Origin of the sequence: Dyella sp. EPa41, assembly GCF_016586165.1 — a bacterium.
Classification (GTDB): Bacteria; Pseudomonadota; Gammaproteobacteria; order Xanthomonadales; family Rhodanobacteraceae; genus Dyella.
Window position 1 is genome coordinate 39,466 of the sequence record NZ_BCPR01000006.1, and the last position, 21,193, is coordinate 60,658.

The following is a 21,193-nucleotide window of genomic DNA, read 5'->3' on the forward strand; positions in this document are numbered from 1 at the left end:
TGCGTATGCGAAATCGCAATATGGCATAACCTCATGGCTTCGCCATGCGCGAAATCAGCGCAATCCCCCTTGACTCGCCTCACGAACCTTCGCTGACGCTGTCGCGGGACGCGCGCGCGCTGCCCATTGCCACCATGTGCTGCGCCAACCGATGGGCGGCCGCACGGATTTCCGGCATGGCCGTACATTCCCACAGATTGCCGCGAAGCAGCGACCCGATCGCGTACAGGCCCGGCCGTGGCGCGCCGCGATCGTCGAGCAGCTGGCCATCCGGATGGGCGGAAATACCCAACTGCAGGGGATCGGCCACGGCGAGGCCATCGCGCAGCAACTGCGAAAGCAGTTCGTGGGCACCATAGGCGACCGCGGTATCCAGCCCGGTGGCCTGGATGACCAGATCCGCCTCGATGGTCGCCACGAGCTGCGTCGCGCGCTCACGCAGCGTCAGCTGCAAGGGGGAGGAGCCATCGACATCGAGCACGCGCGATGCAAGCACCTGCAGCCTCCCCTCTTCCTGCAATTGGTGGATCGCCTCGCCCGAGGCCGGCGCCATGCGATGACGCGAGGCTTCCCAGATCCAGCGTGCATGGCGCAAGAACTGGCGACGCTGCGGGTGGCTCATGCGTTGCCAGAGCAACGCATTGATGGGCCGCATGCCATCGACGAGGCTGCGCCAATCCGTATCGGGCGCCTCCGCCATGGCGCGTCGCACCAGCCGCAGCATCGCCGCCGGGCCGTCGCTGGCCAGCAAGGCGCGGTTGAGTTCCTGCTGGTGCGCATAGGTACCGAGCGGCAGTGCAGAGTGCGTGAAGGGCCACAGGCCGTGGCGCGACACGGCCAAGAGTTCCGCGTGCGGCCATCGCACGGCGGCCGACAGCAAGGTGTCGACCGCGGTGAGCCCGGTGCCGATGACGACGATGCGCCGCGGCGGTTTGGGGTGGCGATCCAGCCGCCATGGATCGAGTTCATAGGCGCCGCCGGCCAATGCCGTGGTCGACACGGTGCGCAGCGGCCGCTGCGACAACGAGCCGATCGCCAGCACCACCCGCGAAACATCAAGCCAGCGGTCGGCCCCGATACGCACGGCGTAACCACCCTCGGCGCGCGCCATCACTTCGCGTGCGCTGCCCGGATGGATGCGAAAGCTTCGGCCGGCGCGGCGCGCCGCATCGATGCGCGCACCGACCTGCGCCTGGATGAAATCGCCGAACAAACGGCGCGGCAGGAAGTCCGTGCCTTTGACCTGGCCGAGCTGGCGCGACGCATGCTGGATGAAATCCTCCGCGTGCTCATGGAACACCCCCATGCCTGACGCACGCACGTTCAGCAGGTGCCTGTCATCGCCCGTGGCGTAGGCGACGCCGCGCCCCGGCGTCTGCTGCCCGACGATCCAATGGACCGTCCCGGCCTCGTATTGCGCAAGCAACTCGCCAAAGGCGGCCGCGCCCGCTGCCCCACCACCGATCACCGCGATATCAGCCATCACTCGCTCCTCGGACTGCGGACATGACACCGGACGATCCGTCGACGACGGGTCAACCGGCGACGTTCCCCTTAGCTTCACACCACAGGTGAAAACGATCTTCACGACACTGGATGATTCCAATCACCCGGTCGAAGCCTGTGTCGCAGGCTCACGCACCGTCGATGCGATGCCTGCCTGCGTGATGCAGAATCAAACATAGGCGCCGTTAAGGTGGCGCTAGCCGTCCGTCGCGTTGCAGCACGCCTCATTCCCCGGAGGTTATGAGGCGGGTCCCGTCAGTGCCCGCCGCGATCGGCATGCCGTTGCGCGAGCACGGTGGCGACCTCGGAAAGGCCGAGGCCGCGCGCGCGCAGGGTCACCAGCAGGTGGAAGATGAGATCGGCCGCCTCACCGAGCAGCGCGTCGTCGTCCTGCGCGACGGCGGCGAGCGCCGTTTCCACGCCTTCTTCGCCGACCTTCTGCGCCATCCGCCGGATGCCGCCTTCGAACAGGCGCGTCGTATAGCTGCCCTCCGGGCGCTCGGCGTGCCGGCGCGCCACCAGCGCATCCAGCTCGGCAAGAAAACCGCCCGCCGGACGCACGTCATCGCCAAAGCAGCTGCTCGTGCCCTTGTGGCAGGTCGGTCCATGCGGGTCGGCCATGACCAGCAGCGTGTCCGCGTCGCAATCGATGCGCAGCGATTTCAACACCAGCACGTTGCCGGATGTTTCGCCCTTGGTCCACAGGCGCTGCTTGCTTCGGCTGTAGAAGGTCACATGGCCGGTGGCCCGTGTCGTCGCCAAAGCATCGGCATTCATATAGCCCAGCATCAACACTTCGCCGGTCAACCAGTGCTGCACGATGACCGGCAGCAAACCGGCACCCTTGGACCAGTCGGGCTGCGTGGAATCGGGGAAAGTCGAAGTCATCTTGAATGTCCGGAAAGTGGCGCCCATCGCTGCGCGAAAGAGGCGCCGGTCGATCGATGCTAAGGCCGTACGTTGACGCCCCACGCGGCCAGTGATTGCTTCAGTGCAGGTATGGCGATGGCACCGGAATGAAACACGCTTGCCGCGAGCGCGCCGTCCACATCGGCCTGCGCGAATGCGTCATGGAAGTGCTCGGGCGCGCCGGCTCCGCCCGAGGCAATCAATGGCACATGGCAGAGCGCGCGCACGACGGCCAGCTGTTCAAGGTCGTAACCCTGCCGCACGCCATCGCTGCCCATGCAATTGAGCACGATTTCGCCGGCCCCGCGCTGCTGCGCCTCCAGGATCCAGTCCAGCGTGCGGCGCGGCAGTGCCTGCGTCCGCGTCGGATCACCGGTGTACTGCCGCACGCGCCATTCGCCGTCCGCGTCGCGCAGGCTGTCCACGCCGACCACCACGCACTGCACGCCGAAAGCGGCAGCCAGTTCGCCGATCAAGGCCGGGCGCTCCAGCGCAGGCGAGTTGACCGAAATCTTGTCGGCACCCGCATGCAGCACCGCCCTCGCCTCTTCCACGCTGCGGATGCCACCGGCCACGCAGAACGGAATATCGATGACGCTCGCGACGCGCTCCACCCATCCACGATCGACGCTGCGCCCCTCGGGGCTGGCGGTGATGTCGTAGAACACCAGTTCGTCCGCACCTTCGTCGCGATAACGAAGCGCGAGGTCGACGATCTCGCCCATCACGACGTGATCGCGGAACCGCACGCCCTTGACGACCTTGCCGTCGCGCACGTCCAGGCAGGGGATGATGCGTCTGCTCAGCATGCCAAGGCCTCCTCCACGCTGAAGCGGCCTTCGAGCAAGGCCCGCCCGAGGATGACGCCCTTGGCGCCTGCCTCGCGCGCTGCGCGAATGTCGTCGAGCGAGCGCACGCCGCCGGAAGCCTGCACCGCCAGGCTCGGCACCGTGGCCGACAGATGGGCGTACAGGTCGAGATTGAATCCGGCGAGCATGCCGTCACGATGGATGTCCGTGCACAACAGGTGCCGCGCACCGCGCACCGCATACCATGGCGCCAGCTCATCCAGGGTACGCGCTTCGGTCTCGGTCCATCCCGCGCTGGGCAGGCGCCACGCGCCGTCCTGCTGCAAGGTGTCCAGCGCCAGCGTGATGCGCCCGGCGCCATGCGTTGAGAGCCATCCGGCGACACGCTCCGGTTCACGGATGGCGAGGCTGCCGACCACCACGCGCGACACGCCGGCGTCGAACAGGCGCTGCACGTCGGCTTCCGAACGCACGCCGCCGCCGGCCTGGATTCGCATGCCATCGCGGGCGATCGATTCGATCACCGCGAGGTTTTCCAGGCTGCCGCCACGGGCGCCATCCAGGTCCACCAGGTGCAGCCATTCGGCGCCGGCCTGCGCATAGCGGCCAGCCAGCGCCCGCGGGTCGAATTCATAGGTGGTCTGCTGCGCGTAGTCGCCCTGCTTGAGGCGCACCACGCGGCCGCTGCGAAGATCGATGGCGGGGATGACGGTAAAGCTCATAGCTCGAGGAAATTCTTCAGCAGGCGGGCGCCGACCTTGGCCGAACGCTCGGGGTGGAACTGCATGCCATGGAAGTTGCCTCGCGAAATCACGCAGGCAAAGTCATCGCCGTAATCGGTGGAAGCCAGCGCATAGTCGCCCATCGGCACCGCGTAGCTGTGCACGAAGTACGCCCACTCGTCATCGCCCAGGCCAGCCAGCAACGGATGCTCGCGCTGGCGGCGTACGCGATTCCAGCCCATGTGCGGCACGCGCCGGCCAGGCTGCTCCGCAAAGCGACGCACCGTTGCCGGCACGACGCCGAGACACGCGGTGTCACCCTCTTCCGAGCGTTCGCACAAGAGCTGCATGCCCAGGCAAACGCCCAGCACCGGCTGCGTAAGCGAGCGGATCTCCTCGACCAGGCCAAGCTCGCGCAGGCGAGCCATGCCCGGGCCGGCGGCGCCGACGCCCGGAAGAATCACCTTGTCCGCGGTGCGGATGGTCTCGGCGTCGGAGGTGAGCGCAGCGTCCACGCCCAGACGCTGCAGGGCATAGCGCACGGACCCGATATTGGTGCCGCCCGCATCAACCAGCACGACACCCATCACAGCGCTCCCTTGGTGCTGGGCAGGTCGCTGCCTTCGCGCCGGATCGCCTGGCGCAACGCCCGCGCCACGACCTTGAAACAGGCTTCCACCATGTGGTGCGCATTCTCGCCCTGCACGCTCAGGTGCAGGTTGGCGCCCAGCGTCTCGCACAGTGAACGGAAGAAATGCGGCACGAGCTCGGTGGGTATGTCGCCCACGCGTTCACGCGGGAACCGTCCCTCGAAGACGAAATAGGGGCGACCGGAGAGATCGAGCGCGGCACTGGCCTGCGCTTCGTCCATGGGCAGCACGAAGCCATAGCGGCCGATGCCGCGCTTGTCGCCCAACGCCTGGCGCAGGGCCTGGCCGAGCGCCAGCGCGCAATCCTCGATGGTGTGGTGTTCGTCGATATGCGTATCGCCGTCGCAACCCAACGCCAGCGCGAAGCCACCGTGCTTGCCGATCTGCTCCAGCATGTGGTCGAAGAAGCCCAGGCCGGTATGGATCTGCGGCTCGGCGGTCTTGTCCAGGTTGACGCTCACGGTAATGCGCGTCTCGCGGGTGTTGCGCTCGACCGTGGCCATGCGCGGCGCGTCGAGCAACTGGTGCGCGACCTCGTTCCACGCGAGCCCCTGTGGGCCGACGCGAAAGCCGCGCACGCCCATGTTCGCGGCGAACTGCAGGTCGGTCTCGCGGTCGCCGACCATCGCCGACGCCGCGCGGCTCCATCCATCATCGGCGAGATAGTGCCGAAGCATGCCCACGCCCGGCTTGCGCGTGTCCTTGTTCTCGTGCGGGAAACTGCGGTCGATCAGGACTTCGCGCACCGTGATCCCCTGCGAGGAAAGAATGCGCATCAGCAGTTCGTGCGGGCCGGTGAAATCGGCCTCCGGAAAGCTGTCGGTGCCAAGGCCATCCTGGTTGGTCACCATCACCAGCTCGTAACCGCCCGCCACGATGCGCTGCAACGCGCCGATCACGCCCGGCAACAGCGCGAACTTCTCGAAGCTGTCGATCTGGAAATCTGCCGGCTCCTCGATGAGGCAACCGTCGCGGTCGATGAAGAGTATCTTGCGGCTCATGCGTCGATGTCCTGGAGCACGGCGAGCACGCGGTCGTTTTCTTCCGCGGTGCCGATGGTGATGCGCAATGCGTCGCCCAACCGTGGATAACGACGTACGTCGCGAACCACGATGCCGGCGTCGAGCAGGCGCTGGTAGACCGTGGCGGGATCGTCCAGCCGCACCGCCAGGAAGTTGGCTTGCGACGGCAGCACCGCGCGCACGCCCGGCAAGGCCGCCAGCGCCGCGGCCATCCGCGCGCGCTGCTCACGCACGATGGCGATGTGTTGCCGCGCATCGGCTTGGCCAGCCGCCGTCAGCGCCTGCAGCGCCAGCGCCACGCAAGGGCGCGGCAACGGGTATGGCGCGATGATGCGACGGAGCAACGCGATCACCTCTTCGTTCGCCAGCAGGGTGCCGATGCGCGCGCCCGCCAGCGCCCAGGCCTTGGACAGCGTGCGCAGCACGGCGAGGTTGTCGTAGCGGTCGATCAGTGGTGCCGCGCTCGCCATGTCGGAAAATTCGATATAGGCCTCATCCACCACCAGCAATGCCCGGCCGGAGAGTGCCTGCGCAAGGCGCTCCACCTGGGCCTGGGTCACCCGCTGGCCCGTCGGATTGTTTGGCGTGCACACGAACACCAGCTTCACCGCCGGTGTCAGTGCGGCAAGCGCGGCGTCCACGTCCAGCGAGAAATCCTCGGCCAGTGGAAGCTCCAGCACCGCCGCGTTCTGGATGCGCGCGCATACGGCGTACATGCCGAAGGTCGGCGGCTGGATCGCGATGGCGTCTTCCCCGGCGCGGCAAAACGCGCGGACCAGCAAGTCGATCGCCTCGTCGCTGCCCCGCCCCACCAGCACCTGCGCCGGACGCACGCCATAGAGCGTCGCCAGCGCTTCGATCAGCGCGGGCGGTTGCGGGTCGGGATAGCGGTTGCAGTCCAGCGCGTCATCGCCGGGTGGCGCCCAGGAGGATTCGTTCGCGTTGAGCAGGATCGCGCCGCCGCTCGCCTCCATGCGCGCGGAGGAATACGGCTGCATGGCGCGAATCTCCGGGCGTGCAATGTCCACGATGCTCATGCGGCCGTCTCCAACGCGGCAAGGCGCAGGGTGACGGCGCGGCGGTGCGCCTCCAACTGCTCGGCGGCGGCCAGCGTCGCCGTGCAGGGACCGATCTCGCGCAGGCCAGCCGGCGAGAGTTCCTGCACGGTGATCTGCTTCTGGTAGCTCGCCACGGAAACGCCGCTGTAGCTGCGTGCATAACCGTAGGTAGGCAGCACGTGGTTGCTGCCGCTGCAATAGTCACCCACGGACTCCGGCGTCCACGCGCCGAGGAACACCGAACCGGCGCTCTGCACGCCCGCCAGCAGGTCGCGCGGCTGTTCCACCTGCAGGATCAGGTGCTCGGGCGCGTAGCGATTGCTCACCTCCACCGCCTGCGCCAGCGACGACACGGCAATCAGCCGGCTCTGCGAGAGTGCCTGCGTGGCGATGTCCGCGCGCGGCAGCAGTGCGCACTGTTGCGCCACCTCGCTTTCGACGGCGTCCAGCAACGACGCCGACGGGCTGAGCAGGATCACCTGCGAATCCGGGCCATGCTCGGCCTGCGACAACAGGTCGGCGGCGACGAAGGCCGCATTGGCCTGCTCATCGGCAATCACCAGCACTTCCGAGGGACCGGCCGGCATGTCGATGGCGGCACCCTCCGGGTCGGACGACACCTGCAGCTTCGCCTCGGTCACCCAGGCATTGCCGGGACCAAACAGCTTGTCGCACTTGGGCACCGATACGGTGCCATAGGCCATGGCCGCGATCGCCTGCGCGCCGCCCAGCTTGAACACCTTGTGCACGCCGGTGATCCGTGCCGCATACAACACGGCTTCGTCGCAGCGTCCGTCCGCGCGCGCCGGCGAGCACAGCACAACCTCGGCGCAACCGGCGATGCGTGCGGGCACGCCCAGCATCAGCGCGGTGGACGGCAACGGCGCGCTGCCCGCAGGCACGTACAGGCCAACCCGACGGATCGGCCGCAGTATGCGCTCGACGCGCACGCCATTGGCCGTGTCCAGCGCCACCGGCTGGGGAGCCGCCGCGCGGTGGAACGCATCGATGCGCGCGGAGGCCTCCTCGATGGCGGCTTTCAGTGCCGGTGCCAGGCGCGCTTCGGCTTCGTCGATTTCCTGCGCGGATACTTCAATGGCATCGAGGGTGCAGCGGTCGAAGCGTGCGCTGAGCTCGCGCAGCGCCTGGTCGCCGTCCGCGCGCACGCGCGCGACGATCTGCTCCACGCCGTTGCGCAGCGTCTCGGCGCGCGACTGCGCCGGACGGGCCAGCGCCGCGCGACGCGCCGCGTTGTCGAGTGCATTCCAATCAAGGCGGTTCATGACGTTCTACCTTTCAGTCCGCCTGCATCACGCAAGCATCTTCTCGACCGGGAGCACGAACATTTCGCGCGCACCGGCCTTCTTGATCTCTTCGAGCTGCCGCCAACTCACTTCGCCCGCGCAGAGCGCCTGCAGCATCAGCTGGTCGGGCTGGCCGGCCACCGGCAGCAAGGTCGGTTGCGGACCACCGGGCAACAGGCGGATCACCGCGTCCAATGCGTTGCGCGAGGTCTGCAGCAGCAGCAGGCGCGACTCGCGCACCTGGATCACGCCGTCGAGGCGCTTGAGCAACAGGTCGATCATGTCGCCGCGCTCGTCGGTGGGCAGCGCCTCGGGGCCCGCGAGCACGGCTTCGCTTTCCAGCAGTACGTCGGCTTCGCGCAGCTGGTTCGCCACCAGCGTGCCGCCGCTCTGCACGAGATCGCAGATGGCATCGGCCGTGCCGAGGCGCGGCGCGATTTCCACCGAACCGGCCAGCGTCACCACCCCCGCATCCACGCCATGCGTGCGCAACCACTCGCCGAGCAGGCCCGGGTACGAGGTGGCGATGCGCAAGCCCTGCAATTGCGCGGGTTCGCGATAGTCGAGCTCCTGCGGCACGGCGATCGACAGGCGGCAGCGACCGAAGCCGAGCGACCGCCATTCGGCCAGCGCCGGCGCCTCGCGTCCGGCGGTGTAGCGGAACTCGCTGAGCACGTTGCGGCCCACGATGCCCAGGTCGCACACGCCCTGCGCGATCAGCCCCGGAATGTCGTCGTCTCGCACCAGCAGCAGGTCGACGGGCTCGCCCTCGCCGAAGCAGAACAGCTTGTCGCGGCTCTGGCGAAACGTGAGGCCGCAACGGTTGAGCAGTTCCAGCGCGGGCTCGGTGAGCCGGCCAGACTTCTGCATCGCTATACGTAGTCGATCCCGCGGTTTCATGCCTTGGCCTTCTTGCTGGCTGCCCGGCGACGGGCAGCGCGGGCGGCGGCAGCGAGGTAGCCGCCATTGCCCTGATTGAGGAAACGCGCCACGCGCCCGATGGTGGTGATGCTCACCGCCGTCCGCTCGTGGATCTCGCGATAGGCCACGCCATCGAGCAGGTAAGGCACCACGCGCCAGCGATCGACCAGCACCTCCAGCTCGGCCGGGGTGCACAAGTCGTGCAGGAAGGCCGACATTTCCTCGGCGTTCTTCAGCGAAAGCAAAGCCTCGCAAAGACTGAGCTCGGCGGACTCGGCAGGGGTTTCGGGATCGAGCGATCGGCGCTTCATAGCGTACTAATGCGTTAATACAATGGAGCGCATCATACGCGACACGATGCGGTGCAGCAACCGGGCGCGCCGCTACTCGCGCGAGGCGTTAAGCGAGCGACCGGCCCGCCGGCGTGTTTTCTTGCGAATCGAACGCGACCCGGGCCTGTAGGAGCGCACCCAGTGCGCGACAAGCCAACGGAGCGGCGACGCCGATGCGCGGCGGTCGCCCACTGGGTGGGCTCCTACAACAGCAGCAAAGACTGAAGGTGATCGCGCCTGTGGGAGCGCACCCTGTGCGCGACAAGCCAACCGAGCGGTGACGCCGACGCGCGGCGGTCATCCACCAGGTGGACTCCTACAACAGCAGCAAAAACTGGTGATCCCCCCTGTAGGAGCGCACCCAGTGCGCGACAAGCCAACGGAGCGGTGACGCCGACGCGCCGCGGTCGCCCACTGGGTGGGCTCCTGCAACAGCAGCAAAAACTGGGGTGATCCCCCTGTGGCCGCCCATGTTTCGCAGACGCCCTTCCCGTGCAGCCATCGAGCGCGCTATATTAAATAGGTAGCCTACCTATTTAGATGAAAGCCGCCATGTCCCCGATCCCCAGCGATGCCCGGCTGCTGGCCGAAGAATTGCGCACGCCACTGCGGCGCATCTACCGGCAGCTTCGCCGCGATGCCCACAACGACGGCATTCCGCCCCTACGCAAGCAGTTGCTGATCGCCATCATCGACCAGCCAGGCATCGGCGTCGGCGACCTGGCGCGGCAGGAAAACCTGCGCAGCCCGACCATCAGCGGCCATGTCAACGCGATGGTCGCCGCGGGCCTGGTGGAGCGCACCGAACCGGCCGCGGGCGACCGGCGCCGCGTGGGCCTGGTCGCCACCGCACAGGGCAACGACGCCATCGATGCCCATCGCAAACGGCGCACCGACCGGCTCGCGCAGGCCCTGGCCAAGCTTCCGGTCGAGTCGCGGAACGCCATCCGCGCCGCCATCCCGGCCCTGAACGAACTGGATCTATGACCTCCCCGCACATCGACACCACGATCGTTCCCACCGAACGCGAGATACGCCAGGTCTTCATCGGCCTGATCATCATGCTGGCGCTCGGCGCCATCGACCAGAGCATCGTGGCGACCGCGCTGCCGCGCATCGTGAGCGACCTCGGCGGCATCAATCATCTGTCGTGGGTGGTGACGGCGTACGTGCTTGCCTCCACCGCGACCATGCCGCTGTACGGCAAGCTGAGCGACCAGTACGGCCGCAAGCCGATGGTCTACGTGGCGGTGATCACTTTCCTGCTGGGCTCGGTGCTGAGCGGCGCCTCGCGCAACCTGGTCGAGCTGATCGTGTTTCGCGCCGTGCAAGGCCTGGGCGCGGGTGGCCTGGTGCCGCTGGCGCAGATCATCATCGGCGACATGCTCACGCCAACCCGCCGCGGGCGATGGCAGGGCGTGATCGCGGCGATCTTCGCCATCTGCAGCGTGCTCGGCCCGCTGCTTGGCGGCGTCATCACCGACCTGCTGTCGTGGCATTGGATCTTCTACATCAACCTGCCTGTCGGCGCGGTGGCCATGGTGATGATCGGGCGCGCCCTGCGCCAGTACACGCCGCTGCATGCGCGACGCATCGACTACATCGGCTCGTTGCTGATGACGGTGGCGACGGTCGCCTTCCTGCTGGTGCTTACGCTGGGCGGATCGACCTGGCCGTGGTTCTCGACGCCGCTCGCAAGCATGGCGGCACTTGCCCTGGTGTGCGGCGCGCTGTTCGTGCGCCACGTGCAGTACGAGCCAGAACCGGTGCTTCCGTTGGGCCTGTTCCACAACCGGCTGTTCGTCATCGCCAGCTCGGTGATGGCGATGACCTTCATGGGCCTGATGGGCGCCAGCCTGTTCTTCCCGTTGTTCTTCCAGTTGGTCATGGGCGCGAGTCCCGCCCGGTCCGGCCTGCTGATCGGGCCGTTGATGATCGGCATGGCGGCCGCGTCCCTGTTCAATGGTCGCGTGCTGTTGCGTGCCGGGCGCTACAAGCCGGCGCAGGTCACCGGGCTGGCCGCGGCCACGCTCGCCTTTGCCGTGCTCACCTGGGGCGCGGCGACGTCCCGGAGCCTGGCGGTGATCGAGCCGGCGATCCTCGCACTGGGCCTGGGCCTGGGACTGGTGATGCCCAACATGACCATCGCCGTGCAAAACGCGTTGGCGCCCGTCCATCGCGGCGTCGGTACGGCCACGCTGGCATTCTTCCGCTCGCTGGGCGGACTGGTCGGCGTGGCGGGGTCGGGCGCGATCCTGGCGTGGCAGCTACGCACCCATGGCGGCGCAACGACCGTCTCGCCGCTCCCTGGCGAAGGTGGCGCAGCGTTCGACTGGTCGCACGCAGCGAGCACCGCCGTGCCGCTCTATCGACACGCCATCACCACGACCTTCCTCGTGGGCACTTGCGTGATCGCCTGCGCATTCCTGCTCATCCTGCTGATGCCGGAGCTGCCGTTGCGCGATCATCACGGCGCACCGGCAGCCGCGGGCAGCTGAACCCAGGAGAGGAGCACGATGGACAAGCCTCATCATGCAGCATTGCAACGATTGTCCATCACCCTGCTCTGCGCCGCCGTCGCTGTCTTTGCGTTGACAGCAGGCGCGTTGCAGTTCACGCGCGCCGATCTCGATCCCGTCGCCATGCCGCTCAGCACGTATCTGCGCGGTCCCGGCGGTTACTGGTTGCGCGGCGCCTACTACCTGATGGCGGCATCGCTGGCCGCATTCGCCTTCGCCGGCTATCGCGCCGCGGCACATACGTCACGCAGCGCACTGGCCAGCGCCCTTTTCATAATCGCGGCGCTGGCGCTGCCGGTCGTGGCTTACACGGTGTTGTTCGAGAACACGGCGCAGGAAAACCTTGCTCGACTGGTGCATGGCCTGGCGGCGCAGGCCACCTTTCTTTGCCTGGTCATGGGCATGCTGTTGTGGTCGTCGCGCTGGCAACGACAGGAAGGCACACGCACGCGGCGAGCCGGCCTCGTGCTGGCCTGGCTCGCCTTCGTGCAGATGTGGGTGCTGGCGCTGTGGAGGGGCCTGCCGCCCGGCCTGACCCAAAAGCTGCTGATCGTGCTCATCCTGCTGTGGTTGGGATGGGCGGCGTGGCAGCTATGGCGGGGGCAGCGGCGAGATTGATTCGCGCACTGGGTGCGCTCCTGCAAAAGGAGCGTCGATGCGGAAACGACGCGCCGCTCTTACGCCGCGAACACGCGCCGGCGCACCAGCTCGCACACCGTGCGCACGTCGCCATCCATGGCGCGGTCGCGCGGCATGAAGGCGATGTGCTCGCGCAGCGCGTCGTGTGCCTTGCGCACGGCCTCACCCGCGTGGAAATCGCCCACGCTCGCCAATGCCCGGGTGAGCTGCTGCACTTCGGCCACGAACTGCGCGTAATGCGGATGGCCTTCGCGCGGCGCGTTGGACACCTTGCCGGCCAGCGCCTGCCAATCGCCACGGGACGCCAGGCGGCATGCCGCGTTGAGCATCGCCTGGCGGAAATCCAGCGCCTGCGCCGCGGTGTAGAGCTCCAGCGAAAGCACGTGGCCGAGGTCTTCCATCATCTCCAGCACGTGGCGTGCCTCGTTGGCGCCCATCGACACATGGTCTTCCGCGTTCGCGCTGGTGGGCACCGAATACACGCTGGCCGGATGCGCGCGCGTGGCGAGGTCGTTCACCAGTGCCGCCGCGGTGTACTGCACGATCATGAAGCCCGAATCGGTGCCGTCCTCGTTGCCGGTGAGGAAGGCCGGCAGGCCGTCGTTGGTGGCCGGGTCCACCAGCTTGTTGAGGCGACGCTCGGAGATGGAGGCCAGCACCGGGATCGCCGCCTTCACGTAGCTCATCGCCAGCGCCAGCGGCATGCCGTGGAAGTGGCCCGCGGAGATCACCTGCTCCTCGATGAACTGCGCGTTCTCGGCATCCGGGAAGATCAGCGGGTTGTCGGTAACGGCATTGAGCTCGATGTCGAACACGCGGCAGGCCTGCGCCCACGCATCGCGCACCGCGCCGTGCACTTGCGGCATGCAGCGCAGGCAATAGGCATCCTGCGGCTGGTGCTTCTTGCCGCCCTTGAACGGCAGGAATCGCGCATAGAACGCCTCGCGGCCATGGCGCTGGTTCGCCGGCACCCAATCCCAACCGATATCGAAAGTAAGCGCCTGGTCGGCGGGGTCGGCCCAGGCTTCGGCCGCCCACGGCTTGAAGCGCGGGACCAGGTGATAGGGAATGTCGACCAGCGTGCTGCCTTCCAGCAGGTCACGCACATGCGCGGCCGTGTCCACCTGCCCAGGATGCGGGCGAAGCGCATGTACCTCGGGGCGCAGCGCGCCACTGCGGCCGGCGAAGGCATCAAGCGTCATCGCGGCGGCGAGATCGGCGAGGTCGAGCAGATGCTCCAGGTCCTCCAGCGCCAACGCGCCGGTGGCCAGCATTTGCGCCGTACCGTTGTTGAGCGCCAGGCCTTCCTTGAAGGACAGGCGAATGGGCGACAGGCCCGCGCGCTTCAGCGCTTCGGCGCCCGGCAGGCGCTCGCCCTGGTAGAACGCCTCACCACCACCCAGCAGCACGATGGCCAGGTGCGAGAGCGGCGCGAGGTCGCCGCTGGCGCCCACCGAACCCTTCTCCGGCACCACCGGCACCACGCCGGCATTGAGCATCGCGGTGAGCGCCTTGAGCGTCTCCACGCGAATGCCGGAGTGGCCACGCATCAAGGTGTTGATGCGGATCACCAGCATCGCGCGCACCACGTCCGGCGCGAACGGCTTGCCCACGCACACCGCGTGTGTGGTGATGAGGTTGTGCTGCAGTTCTTCCAGCAGCGTGCCTTCCGGCTTGCCAGGGTTGCCGCCGGGAAGCTCGTCGCGCAGGCGGTGCGCGCCCAGCAGCTTGTCGGCGTTGCTGCCGAAGCCGGTGGTGACGCCGTAGGTCGGCTCGCCGCAGCTCACCTTGTCGGCAAGAAAGTCGGCCGCGCGCTGTACGCGCTTGAGCTGGGTTTCATCCAGCGCCACATGCAGGCCCTGTCGCGCCACGGCCACCAGTTGCTCGCGGGTGAGGCTGTTGCCGTCCAGGAGTATCGTCTTTGCGGTCATGCCTTGCTCCAGCCCGGACGGGCCCATGTATTGAGTTGATGCGGCCGCACCCGGCGAGTGCGGCCCCGCTTCAGGCGCGATGGATTAACGGCCGACTTCGGCCTGCGCCAGTTCCACGCGCAGCGACTTGATCAGCTCGGCGCGCGACACTTCGAACTGGTCTTCGCGACGCAGGTCCTTCACGGTGACCACGCCCTTGGCGATCTCGTCCTCGCCCAACACGATCACGAAGCGGATGCCCGCGCGGTCGGCGTACTTGAACTGCTTGCCGAGCTTGCCGCCTTCCAGCACCACTTCGGTGGCAATGCCCGCCGAGCGCAGCTCATTGGCGAGCGCGAGATACGCCGGCATCTGCGCCGCGTCCATCTGCGTCACCAGCACATCGACCGTGCTCTGGCCGGTGGCGATCAGGCCGGCGTCGCGCAGCTGCCAGTAAAGGCGCGTGAGGCCGATGGAAATGCCCACGCCCGGCAGCTTCGACTTGGTGTACTGGCTGGCCAGGTTCTCGTAGCGGCCGCCCGAGCAGATCGAGCCGATCTGCGGATGATCGTTGAGCGTGGTCTCGTAGACGGTGCCGGTGTAGTAGTCCAGGCCGCGCGCGATCGAGAGGTTGAGCACGTAGTGCGTTTCCGGCACACCGAAGTCGCGGATCAGGCCGAGCACTTCCTTCAGTTCCGCGCGGCCCTGCTCCATCGACTCCGGGCCGGGACCCAGCGCGTCGAGCTTGTCGAACGCATCCTGCAGCGAGCTGGAACGCACCTGCACGAAGTCCAGGATCTTCTGCGCCACCCCGGCACTCAGCCCGAACTGCTCGCCGGTGAGCGTGTCGCGCACGTAGTCGGCGCCGCGCTTGTCCAGCTTGTCCACTTCGCGCAGCACCAGCGTCTGCTGCTCGCCGTCGGTGACGCCCAGGCTTTCGAAAAAGCCGCGCATCAGCTTGCGGTTGTTGAGCTGGATGGTGAAGGCGCCGATGTTCAGTTCGCGGAACACGCTGTAGATCACCGCGGGCAACTCGGCGTCATAGCGGACCGACAGGCTGTCCTTGCCGATCACGTCGATGTCGCATTGGTAGAACTCGCGGAAACGGCCGCGCTGGGCGCGCTCGCCACGGTATACGCGCTGCATCTGGTAGCGGCGGAACGGGAACGACAAGTCGTGCTCGTGTTCGGCCACGTAGCGGGCCAGCGGCACGGTGAGATCGAAGCGCAGCGCCAGCTCGGGCTTCTCGCCCTGCTCCAGCGCGCCGGTGGACTGCACGAAGTAGACCTGGCGCTCCGTCTCGCCGCCGGTCTTGGTCAGCAGCACGTCGGAGTATTCGATCACCGGCGTCTCGACCGGCAGGAAACCAAAGCGCTCATAGTTGCGGCGGATCACGTCGAGCATGCGCTGGAACGCGATCTGGTCGAGCGGCAGCAGCTCGAGCACGCCGGGCATGGTACGGGCCGGGGTAAGCGCCATGAAATCCTCTGCTAAGCGGTGAAAAAAGCGTCGGGAAACCGCCAGATGGCGATGGGTCCGACAGAGCCGCATAGGTTAGCAGAAGGCTGCCCCCGAGCCTTGGGTTCGAGCCGTTCCAGCAAGGCGCCCTGCTCCGCCGGAGAAAAAATTTCACAATCCTGTTGCCAAGGTCAGGGAAGGTCATTAAGATACGCGGCTCCCACGGGGTGTAGCTCAGCCTGGTAGAGCGCTACGTTCGGGACGTAGAAGTCGCATGTTCGAATCATGTCACCCCGACCAAAGATTCGATGAAAAAGCCGGCCTTGCGCCGGCTTTTTTGTGGCCCATTTTTGCGGACTCCTTATGCAGGAGCGCACCCAGTGCGCGAAAAGCCTATGGAGCCGCAACGCCGCAACTCCGCGGTCGCGCACTGGGTGCGCTCCTACAGGCAACGCTGCGGCTTCAGCGATTCGGCAAAAACACCGCAAACCGCGCACCCTGCGGATCGCGCAGCATGGCGTAGCGTCCGATGCCGGGAATGTCCTCCGGCGCCGTGGTCACTTCCGCCCCCAGGGATTGGGCCTTCGCCGCGCTCGCATCCACATCCCGCACAAGCACGTACGGAATCCACAGCGACGGACCCGCGCCGCCCAGGTTCCGCATCAGGCCGCCACGCCGTGCATCGCCGCTCTTGAGCACGTAGTAGGTGTCCTCGCCGGCCGGCATGGAGTCGTGGCCGAGACCGAACAGCCATTCGTAGAACGCCAGCGCCTTTGCGTCGTCGGTCGTATGAAGTTCGTGCCAGCACCATTGGCCGGGCGACAGCTCGCCATCCGGCGTGTCGTCGTTGCTTCCGCGCCAGATCGAGAACATCGCGCCGGCCGGATCGAGCAGCGTCGCACCACGTCCCACCGGCGGAAAATCGGTGGGCGGCATGCAGGATGACGCACCCGCTTCGAGCGCTTGCGCATAGCTCCTGTCGACATCGGCCACGCTGAGATAAATGCCCCACTGGCAGGCTTCGCCTGGCTGCGACGCGCGATAGCCGCCCATGTGCTCACCGGCATTCATGATGACGTGATAGGCCTGGCCGCCCACCTGCATCGGCGCATCGCCCCAGCCGAACAGCGCGGCGTAAAACTTGCTCGCCCGCGCCGGATCGGTACTGGCGTGTTCGACCCAGACGAGCTTTCCGGGCAAGGTCTTCATGAGCCGGCTCCTCTCCTAATGGGCGATGCCCGGGAAAGGCCGCAGGCTACCCTGCGAGAGATGACGGGAAAGTCGCGGCTGCGTGGCCGCGGACGCCCCTGTCAGCTTTGCAGCGCCAGTTCGGCCAGGCGATCGAGTTCTTCATGGTCGAAGCCGGCTTCAAGGCGTGCCGGCCGGTTGAACGGGCCTCGCAGGTTGCGACCCATGTAGTCGCGCAAGAGGTCGAGGAAGGTCTCGCGCGGGTCGAGGCCGTCCCGTTCGCAGCAATGGCGGAACCAGCGCGTACCGGCCGCCACGTGCGCCACTTCCTCGCGCAGGATCACGTCGAGGATCGCCACGGTACGGCCATCGCCGACGGAAAGCAGCCGATCGATCATGCCGGGCGTGACATCGAGGCCCCGCGCCTCGAGCACGCGCGGCACCAGGGCCATGCGCGCGGTGTCGTGGTGGGCCGTCTTCTCGGCCATTTCCCACAGGCCGTTGTGGGCATCGAAGTCACCATAGGCATGGCCGAGCTCGGCCAGCCGTTCGGACAGCATCGCGAAGTGGCGCGCCTCGTCGTGCGCGCAACTCGCCCAATCGCGGTAATAGTCGAGCGGCTTGCCGCGGAAACGGTACACCGCGTCCCACGCGAGATTGATCGCGTTGAACTCGATATGCGCCACCGCATGCACCAGCGCGGCGCGGCCGTCCGCGGTGCCGAGGCCGCGATGCGGCACCTGGCGCTGGGGAACCAGTTGCGGGCGCTCCGGCCTACCGGGCGCGCCGATCGGTTCGGGCGCGGGCGACGAGGGATCGGGATGAAGCTCGCCGGAGAGAAAGCCCTCCCAGGCCGCGTGCGTCAAGCGCAGCTTTTCGGCCGGGTCGGTGGCGTCGAGGCAGCGCTTGGCGGCGGCGTGGAGGTCGGGCATGCGGACATGTCTACTGTAGGAGCGCACCCAGTGCGCGATCACCTGACGGAGCGAAGGCACCGTCGCCCTGCGGTCGCGCACTGGGTGCGCTCCTACAACGGCACAACGGTACGCTGCTTACGCGCTGCGACGCGCCGCCTTGGCGTCGTCCGAGCGCAGCATCTCGATCTGCTGCAGGTACTGCTGGTCGAGGCCGGTGACATATTCGCCGGAGAAGCATGAGGTATCGAACTGCTTCAACGATTCGTTGCCGTCCTGCACTGCCCACACCAGGTCCTTGAGATCCTGGTAGATCAGCCAGTCGGCGCCGAGCACCTTCTCGACCTCCTGCTCGGTGTGCCCCGCGGCCACCAGTTCCGACGCCGCCGGCATGTCGATGCCGTACACGTTCGGGTAGCGCACCGGCGGCGCGGCGGAGGCGAAGAACACGTTCCTGGCACCGGCATCGCGGGCCATCTGGATGATCTGGCGCGAGGTGGTGCCGCGCACGATGGAGTCGTCCACCAGCAGCACGTTCTTCTTGCGGAATTCCAGTTCCACCGGGTTGAGCTTGCGGCGCACCGATTTCACGCGCTCGCCCTGCCCCGGCATGATGAAGGTGCGGCCGATGTAGCGGTTCTTGACGAAGCCCTCGCGGAACGGCACGCCCAGCGCCTCGGCCAGCGCCGAGGCGGCCGTGCGCGCGGTGTCGGGAATCGGGATCACCGCGTCGATACCGTGGTCCGGACGCTCGCGCAGGATCTTCTCGGCCAGCTTCTGGCCCATGCGCAGGCGCGCCTTGTACACCGACACGTTCTCGATCATCGAGTCCGGGCGGGCCAGGTACACGTATTCGAAGATGCACGGCGCATGCACCGCGCCCTCGGCGCAGTGGCGGGAGAACAGCTGGCCGTCGTTGGTGATGAACACCGCCTCGCCCGGCTCCACGTCGCGCAGGCGCTTGAAGCCGAGGATGTCCAGCGCCACCGACTCGGAAGCCACCGCGTATTCGCGGCCTTCCGGGGTGACGCGCTCACCGAGCACCAGCGGGCGGATGCCGTTCGGGTCGCGGAACGCCAGCAGGCCATAGCCCAGCACCAGGGCGAGGCAGGCGTAACCGCCGCGCGCACGCTGGTGCACGCCGGCGACGGCCTTGAAGATGTGGTCAGGGGTGAGCGCCATGCGGTCCTGGATCTGCAACTCGTGCGCCAGCACGTTGAGCAGCACCTCGGAATCCGAATCGGTGTTGATGTGGCGGCGATCGTCCTCGAACATCTCGCGGCGCAGCGTCTCGGTGTTCACCAGGTTGCCGTTGTGCGCGAAGGCGATGCCGTAGGGCGAGTTCACGTAGAACGGCTGGGCCTCGGACGACCCCTCCGAGCCTGCCGTGGGATAACGGCAATGGCCAAGGCCGATGCGGCCGCGCAGGCCACTCATCGCGCTCTGGTTGAACACGTCGCGCACCAGGCCATTGCCCTTGTGCAGGCGCAGGCGGGCGCCGTCCACCGTGGCGATGCCGGCGGCGTCCTGGCCGCGGTGCTGCAACACGGTCAGACCGTCATAGAGTGACGCGGCGACCTCGCTGGTGCCGACGATGCCGATGATTCCGCACATGGTTGAAAGCCTGTAATTAGTGAGTCGTTGCCGGAGCGGCCGTGGATGCGGCCGCCGGATGGGTCTGGTGCCCGGTCGCTGGTGAAGCGCCCGAAGCTCCCGCCGGCAAGGCGGGCAAATGGTCCAGCAGTGCCGGGGGGTTGAGGTAGTGGCGGACGCTGTCCGGCACGCGCTCGCCCAGCCACGCAGCCATTCCCTTGAACTGCGACAATAGAGCCGACTCGTTCCACCACGGGTCGCGCGTGAACGCGGTAAACCCGAGCAGGAACACCGCGAGCGTCACCAGCAGCACGCCGCGGACGAAACCAAACACCATGCCCAGCAAGCGATCCGTACCGGACAACCCGGTGCCTTCGATCAGCTTGCTCACCAGGAAGCGCAACAGCGCTCCGGCGATCAGCACGGCGAGAAAACAGATGCCGTATCCCACCAGGATCCGCGCCGACGGCAGCTGGATGCTGTGTTCGAAATACCCGGCCACGCTGGGCCCGAACGTCCACGCCACCCAGAACGCCGCGACCCAGATCGCCAGCGCCAGCACCTCTGAAATGAGGCCTCGCCACAGCCCGATCAAGACCGAGAGGGCGAGCACCGCAAGGATGATGTAGTCGGCCCAATTCACCGGGTCAGCATCTCGACGGGTTCAGGTTCACGGGGCGCTGACGACGTTGCCGTCCACGCCCATCTTGGTCTTGATCTCATCGCGGATGCGGACCGCGTCGGCGCGCTGGGTCTGCGGGCCGGCACGCACGCGCCACAGCTGCTTGCCGCTCGCGTTCACCGTATCCACATAGCCGTCGAAACCGTTCGCGCGCAGCTTGTCGCGCAGCGCATTGGCATCGGCCTGGCTGCCCATGGCGGCGATCTGCACGGCCCAGCCGCCGGGCTTCGACGAACCGGCGGCCGGCGCGGCAGCCGCGGCCGGGCCGGCGGGCCTGGCGGCCGGTGCCGGATCGTCCTGGGTCGGCGTGCTGGCGCTGCCCTCGAGACGGGCCGGCGCGCCCGGGATGGTCTGGGTGATCTTCAGGCGTGCCGCTTCGGCGGCGGCGCGCGATTCGAAGGGGCCGGCCGTAACCAGCGTGAGCTGCTTGCCGCCCTGGCTGATACTGCGGCCGGAGGCCGGATAACCCAGGCCGCGCACGCGCTGGATTAGGTTCTGTGCGCTCGCGCTCGACGCATAGGCGCTGAGATTGAGCGAATACTGGCCATGCGCCGCGGTAGCCGGCGAAGCGGCGGGCGTGGCAGCCGTCGTGGCCGAAGCCATGGGCGCGGCCGCCTTGGCGGGTGCCGCCGTGGTGTCCGCCTTGCCCTGTGCCGGTATCACCGGCTGCGATGCGCTGGAGCCTGGTCGGGTCACCGTCGTCGGCTCGGGCTTCTGGCCCGCGGTCGGGTCGGTTTCCACATCCTTGGGACGGTTGGAACCGATGTTCACGGTGGCCAGCTGGTCGGACGAGCCCACCGGCGGCGCGGCCGTTGCGGGCGCCGGGGTCGGCGCCCGCGCCGTCGGCTTGGGTGCGGCCGACGCCGCCGTAGCCGGCGTTGCGCCAGGCGTCAGGCTCATGGTCTTGGTTTGCAGGTCGCGATCGGGCGCCGGCGGAATCGCCAGGCTGACCGTTTCATCGCCACTCGTGCTGGGCGGATTGCTGGAGAAGAGCATCGGCACGATGAGGACAGCCAGTGCGATGAGTACGGCAGCGCCCAGCAGACGTGTTTTCAAGACA

20 protein-coding genes and 1 tRNA gene are annotated in these 21,193 nt (G+C 67.4%); 4 read left to right on the forward strand and 17 right to left on the reverse strand.

The window, feature by feature from the left end; translation table 11 throughout:
• Positions 1–79 precede the first annotated feature (79 nt).
• From JMF82_RS03595 to JMF82_RS03640, 10 genes are all read right to left on the reverse strand, one after another.
• Positions 80–1,483, reverse strand: a complete 1,404-nt coding sequence (locus JMF82_RS03595) for an FAD/NAD(P)-binding protein (RefSeq protein ID WP_201313173.1) — start codon at positions 1,481–1,483, stop codon at positions 80–82.
• A 278-nt stretch (positions 1,484–1,761) separates the two neighbouring features.
• Positions 1,762–2,394: a bifunctional phosphoribosyl-AMP cyclohydrolase/phosphoribosyl-ATP diphosphatase HisIE gene (gene hisIE / locus JMF82_RS03600; RefSeq protein ID WP_201313174.1), complete on the reverse strand. Its 633-nt coding sequence runs from the start codon at positions 2,392–2,394 to the stop codon at positions 1,762–1,764.
• 59 nt (positions 2,395–2,453) lie between these two features.
• Positions 2,454–3,224: an imidazole glycerol phosphate synthase subunit HisF gene (gene hisF, locus JMF82_RS03605; protein ID WP_201313175.1), complete on the reverse strand. Its 771-nt coding sequence runs from the start codon at positions 3,222–3,224 to the stop codon at positions 2,454–2,456.
• Positions 3,218–3,946: a 1-(5-phosphoribosyl)-5-[(5-phosphoribosylamino)methylideneamino]imidazole-4-carboxamide isomerase gene (hisA, locus tag JMF82_RS03610; RefSeq protein WP_201313176.1), complete on the reverse strand. Its 729-nt coding sequence runs from the start codon at positions 3,944–3,946 to the stop codon at positions 3,218–3,220. The genes hisF and hisA overlap by 7 nt, the downstream gene beginning before the upstream one ends.
• A complete protein-coding gene (hisH, locus tag JMF82_RS03615) occupies positions 3,943–4,533 on the reverse strand; it encodes an imidazole glycerol phosphate synthase subunit HisH (RefSeq protein ID WP_201313177.1) in 591 nt (196 codons plus the stop codon). Before hisH ends, hisA begins: the two co-directional genes overlap by 4 nt.
• Positions 4,533–5,597, reverse strand: coding sequence for a bifunctional histidinol-phosphatase/imidazoleglycerol-phosphate dehydratase HisB (gene hisB, locus JMF82_RS03620; RefSeq protein ID WP_201313178.1), 1,065 nt, complete (start codon positions 5,595–5,597; stop codon positions 4,533–4,535). The genes hisH and hisB overlap by 1 nt, the downstream gene beginning before the upstream one ends.
• Positions 5,594–6,655: a histidinol-phosphate transaminase gene (gene hisC / locus JMF82_RS03625; protein ID WP_201313179.1), complete on the reverse strand. Its 1,062-nt coding sequence runs from the start codon at positions 6,653–6,655 to the stop codon at positions 5,594–5,596. Before hisC ends, hisB begins: the two co-directional genes overlap by 4 nt.
• Positions 6,652–7,959, reverse strand: coding sequence for a histidinol dehydrogenase (gene hisD, locus JMF82_RS03630; RefSeq protein WP_201313180.1), 1,308 nt, complete (start codon positions 7,957–7,959; stop codon positions 6,652–6,654). Before hisD ends, hisC begins: the two co-directional genes overlap by 4 nt.
• A gap of 27 nt (positions 7,960–7,986) precedes the next feature.
• A complete protein-coding gene (hisG, locus tag JMF82_RS03635; RefSeq protein WP_201313181.1) occupies positions 7,987–8,880 on the reverse strand; it encodes an ATP phosphoribosyltransferase in 894 nt (297 codons plus the stop codon).
• Positions 8,877–9,212: a YerC/YecD family TrpR-related protein gene (locus tag JMF82_RS03640; protein WP_201313182.1), complete on the reverse strand. Its 336-nt coding sequence runs from the start codon at positions 9,210–9,212 to the stop codon at positions 8,877–8,879. Before JMF82_RS03640 ends, hisG begins: the two co-directional genes overlap by 4 nt.
• Before the next feature lie 573 nt (positions 9,213–9,785).
• On the opposite strand from JMF82_RS03640, the gene JMF82_RS03645 reads away from it, so the two are divergent.
• From JMF82_RS03645 to JMF82_RS03655, 3 genes are read left to right on the forward strand one after another with little or no spacing between them, the layout of a single operon-like run.
• Positions 9,786–10,220, forward strand: a complete 435-nt coding sequence (locus tag JMF82_RS03645; RefSeq protein ID WP_236585282.1) for a MarR family winged helix-turn-helix transcriptional regulator — start codon at positions 9,786–9,788, stop codon at positions 10,218–10,220.
• On the forward strand, positions 10,217–11,731 hold the full coding sequence (locus tag JMF82_RS03650) for an MDR family MFS transporter (protein WP_201313184.1): 1,515 nt from the start codon (positions 10,217–10,219) through the stop codon (positions 11,729–11,731). The genes JMF82_RS03645 and JMF82_RS03650 overlap by 4 nt, the downstream gene beginning before the upstream one ends.
• An 18-nt stretch (positions 11,732–11,749) precedes the next feature.
• Positions 11,750–12,370 carry a DUF998 domain-containing protein gene (locus JMF82_RS03655; protein ID WP_201313185.1) on the forward strand — a complete coding sequence of 207 codons (621 nt, stop codon included), beginning with the start codon at positions 11,750–11,752 and terminating at the stop codon, positions 12,368–12,370.
• Between the two features lie 59 nt (positions 12,371–12,429).
• Here JMF82_RS03655 and JMF82_RS03660 read toward each other — a convergent pair whose 3' ends face one another.
• Positions 12,430–14,322 (reverse strand): aromatic amino acid lyase, encoded by a 1,893-nt coding sequence (locus JMF82_RS03660; protein ID WP_201313186.1) that lies wholly within the window; start codon positions 14,320–14,322, stop codon positions 12,430–12,432.
• 84 nt (positions 14,323–14,406) lie between these two features.
• Positions 14,407–15,780, reverse strand: coding sequence for a histidine--tRNA ligase (gene hisS / locus JMF82_RS03665; RefSeq protein ID WP_201313187.1), 1,374 nt, complete (start codon positions 15,778–15,780; stop codon positions 14,407–14,409).
• A 202-nt stretch (positions 15,781–15,982) separates the two neighbouring features.
• Here hisS and JMF82_RS03670 point away from each other — a divergent pair.
• Positions 15,983–16,059 (forward strand) — tRNA-Pro (locus JMF82_RS03670).
• A gap of 162 nt (positions 16,060–16,221) precedes the next feature.
• Here JMF82_RS03670 and JMF82_RS03675 read toward each other — a convergent pair.
• The 5 genes from JMF82_RS03675 to JMF82_RS03695 all read right to left on the reverse strand — a co-directional run bounded on the left by JMF82_RS03675 (position 16,222) and on the right by JMF82_RS03695 (position 21,189).
• Positions 16,222–16,968, reverse strand: coding sequence for a VOC family protein (locus JMF82_RS03675; protein WP_201313188.1), 747 nt, complete (start codon positions 16,966–16,968; stop codon positions 16,222–16,224).
• A 101-nt stretch (positions 16,969–17,069) separates the two neighbouring features.
• Positions 17,070–17,879: a ferritin-like domain-containing protein gene (locus JMF82_RS03680; protein WP_201313189.1), complete on the reverse strand. Its 810-nt coding sequence runs from the start codon at positions 17,877–17,879 to the stop codon at positions 17,070–17,072.
• Positions 17,880–17,996: 117 nt separating this feature from the next.
• Positions 17,997–19,472, reverse strand: a complete 1,476-nt coding sequence (gene purF, locus JMF82_RS03685) for an amidophosphoribosyltransferase (protein WP_201313190.1) — start codon at positions 19,470–19,472, stop codon at positions 17,997–17,999.
• 16 nt (positions 19,473–19,488) lie between these two features.
• Positions 19,489–20,094, reverse strand: coding sequence for a CvpA family protein (locus tag JMF82_RS03690; protein ID WP_201313191.1), 606 nt, complete (start codon positions 20,092–20,094; stop codon positions 19,489–19,491).
• 27 nt (positions 20,095–20,121) lie between these two features.
• Entirely contained in the window at positions 20,122–21,189 is a 1,068-nt protein-coding gene (locus JMF82_RS03695; protein ID WP_201313192.1) for an SPOR domain-containing protein, read from the reverse strand.
• Positions 21,190–21,193 lie beyond the last annotated feature (4 nt).

What these genes read in the sequence shown, in the direction of transcription:
- JMF82_RS03645 (WP_236585282.1), top strand. Translation starts at nt 9,786, where the DNA reads ATGTCCCCGATCCCCAGCGATGCCCGGCTGCTGGCCGAAGAATTGCGC.
- hisD (WP_201313180.1), bottom strand. Translation starts at nt 7,959, where the DNA reads ATGAACCGCCTTGATTGGAATGCACTCGACAACGCGGCGCGTCGCGCG.
- JMF82_RS03650 (WP_201313184.1), top strand. Translation starts at nt 10,217, where the DNA reads ATGACCTCCCCGCACATCGACACCACGATCGTTCCCACCGAACGCGAG.
- JMF82_RS03675 (WP_201313188.1), bottom strand. Translation starts at nt 16,968, where the DNA reads ATGAAGACCTTGCCCGGAAAGCTCGTCTGGGTCGAACACGCCAGTACC.
- hisF (WP_201313175.1), bottom strand. Translation starts at nt 3,224, where the DNA reads ATGCTGAGCAGACGCATCATCCCCTGCCTGGACGTGCGCGACGGCAAG.
- JMF82_RS03680 (WP_201313189.1), bottom strand. Translation starts at nt 17,879, where the DNA reads ATGCCCGACCTCCACGCCGCCGCCAAGCGCTGCCTCGACGCCACCGAC.
- purF (WP_201313190.1), bottom strand. Translation starts at nt 19,472, where the DNA reads ATGTGCGGAATCATCGGCATCGTCGGCACCAGCGAGGTCGCCGCGTCA.
- JMF82_RS03655 (WP_201313185.1), top strand. Translation starts at nt 11,750, where the DNA reads ATGGACAAGCCTCATCATGCAGCATTGCAACGATTGTCCATCACCCTG.
- hisIE (WP_201313174.1), bottom strand. Translation starts at nt 2,394, where the DNA reads ATGACTTCGACTTTCCCCGATTCCACGCAGCCCGACTGGTCCAAGGGT.
- hisB (WP_201313178.1), bottom strand. Translation starts at nt 5,597, where the DNA reads ATGAGCCGCAAGATACTCTTCATCGACCGCGACGGTTGCCTCATCGAG.
- hisG (WP_201313181.1), bottom strand. Translation starts at nt 8,880, where the DNA reads ATGAAACCGCGGGATCGACTACGTATAGCGATGCAGAAGTCTGGCCGG.
- JMF82_RS03595 (WP_201313173.1), bottom strand. Translation starts at nt 1,483, where the DNA reads ATGGCTGATATCGCGGTGATCGGTGGTGGGGCAGCGGGCGCGGCCGCC.
- hisA (WP_201313176.1), bottom strand. Translation starts at nt 3,946, where the DNA reads ATGAGCTTTACCGTCATCCCCGCCATCGATCTTCGCAGCGGCCGCGTG.
- hisH (WP_201313177.1), bottom strand. Translation starts at nt 4,533, where the DNA reads ATGGGTGTCGTGCTGGTTGATGCGGGCGGCACCAATATCGGGTCCGTG.
- hisS (WP_201313187.1), bottom strand. Translation starts at nt 15,780, where the DNA reads ATGGCGCTTACCCCGGCCCGTACCATGCCCGGCGTGCTCGAGCTGCTG.
- JMF82_RS03660 (WP_201313186.1), bottom strand. Translation starts at nt 14,322, where the DNA reads ATGACCGCAAAGACGATACTCCTGGACGGCAACAGCCTCACCCGCGAG.
- hisC (WP_201313179.1), bottom strand. Translation starts at nt 6,655, where the DNA reads ATGAGCATCGTGGACATTGCACGCCCGGAGATTCGCGCCATGCAGCCG.
- JMF82_RS03640 (WP_201313182.1), bottom strand. Translation starts at nt 9,212, where the DNA reads ATGAAGCGCCGATCGCTCGATCCCGAAACCCCTGCCGAGTCCGCCGAG.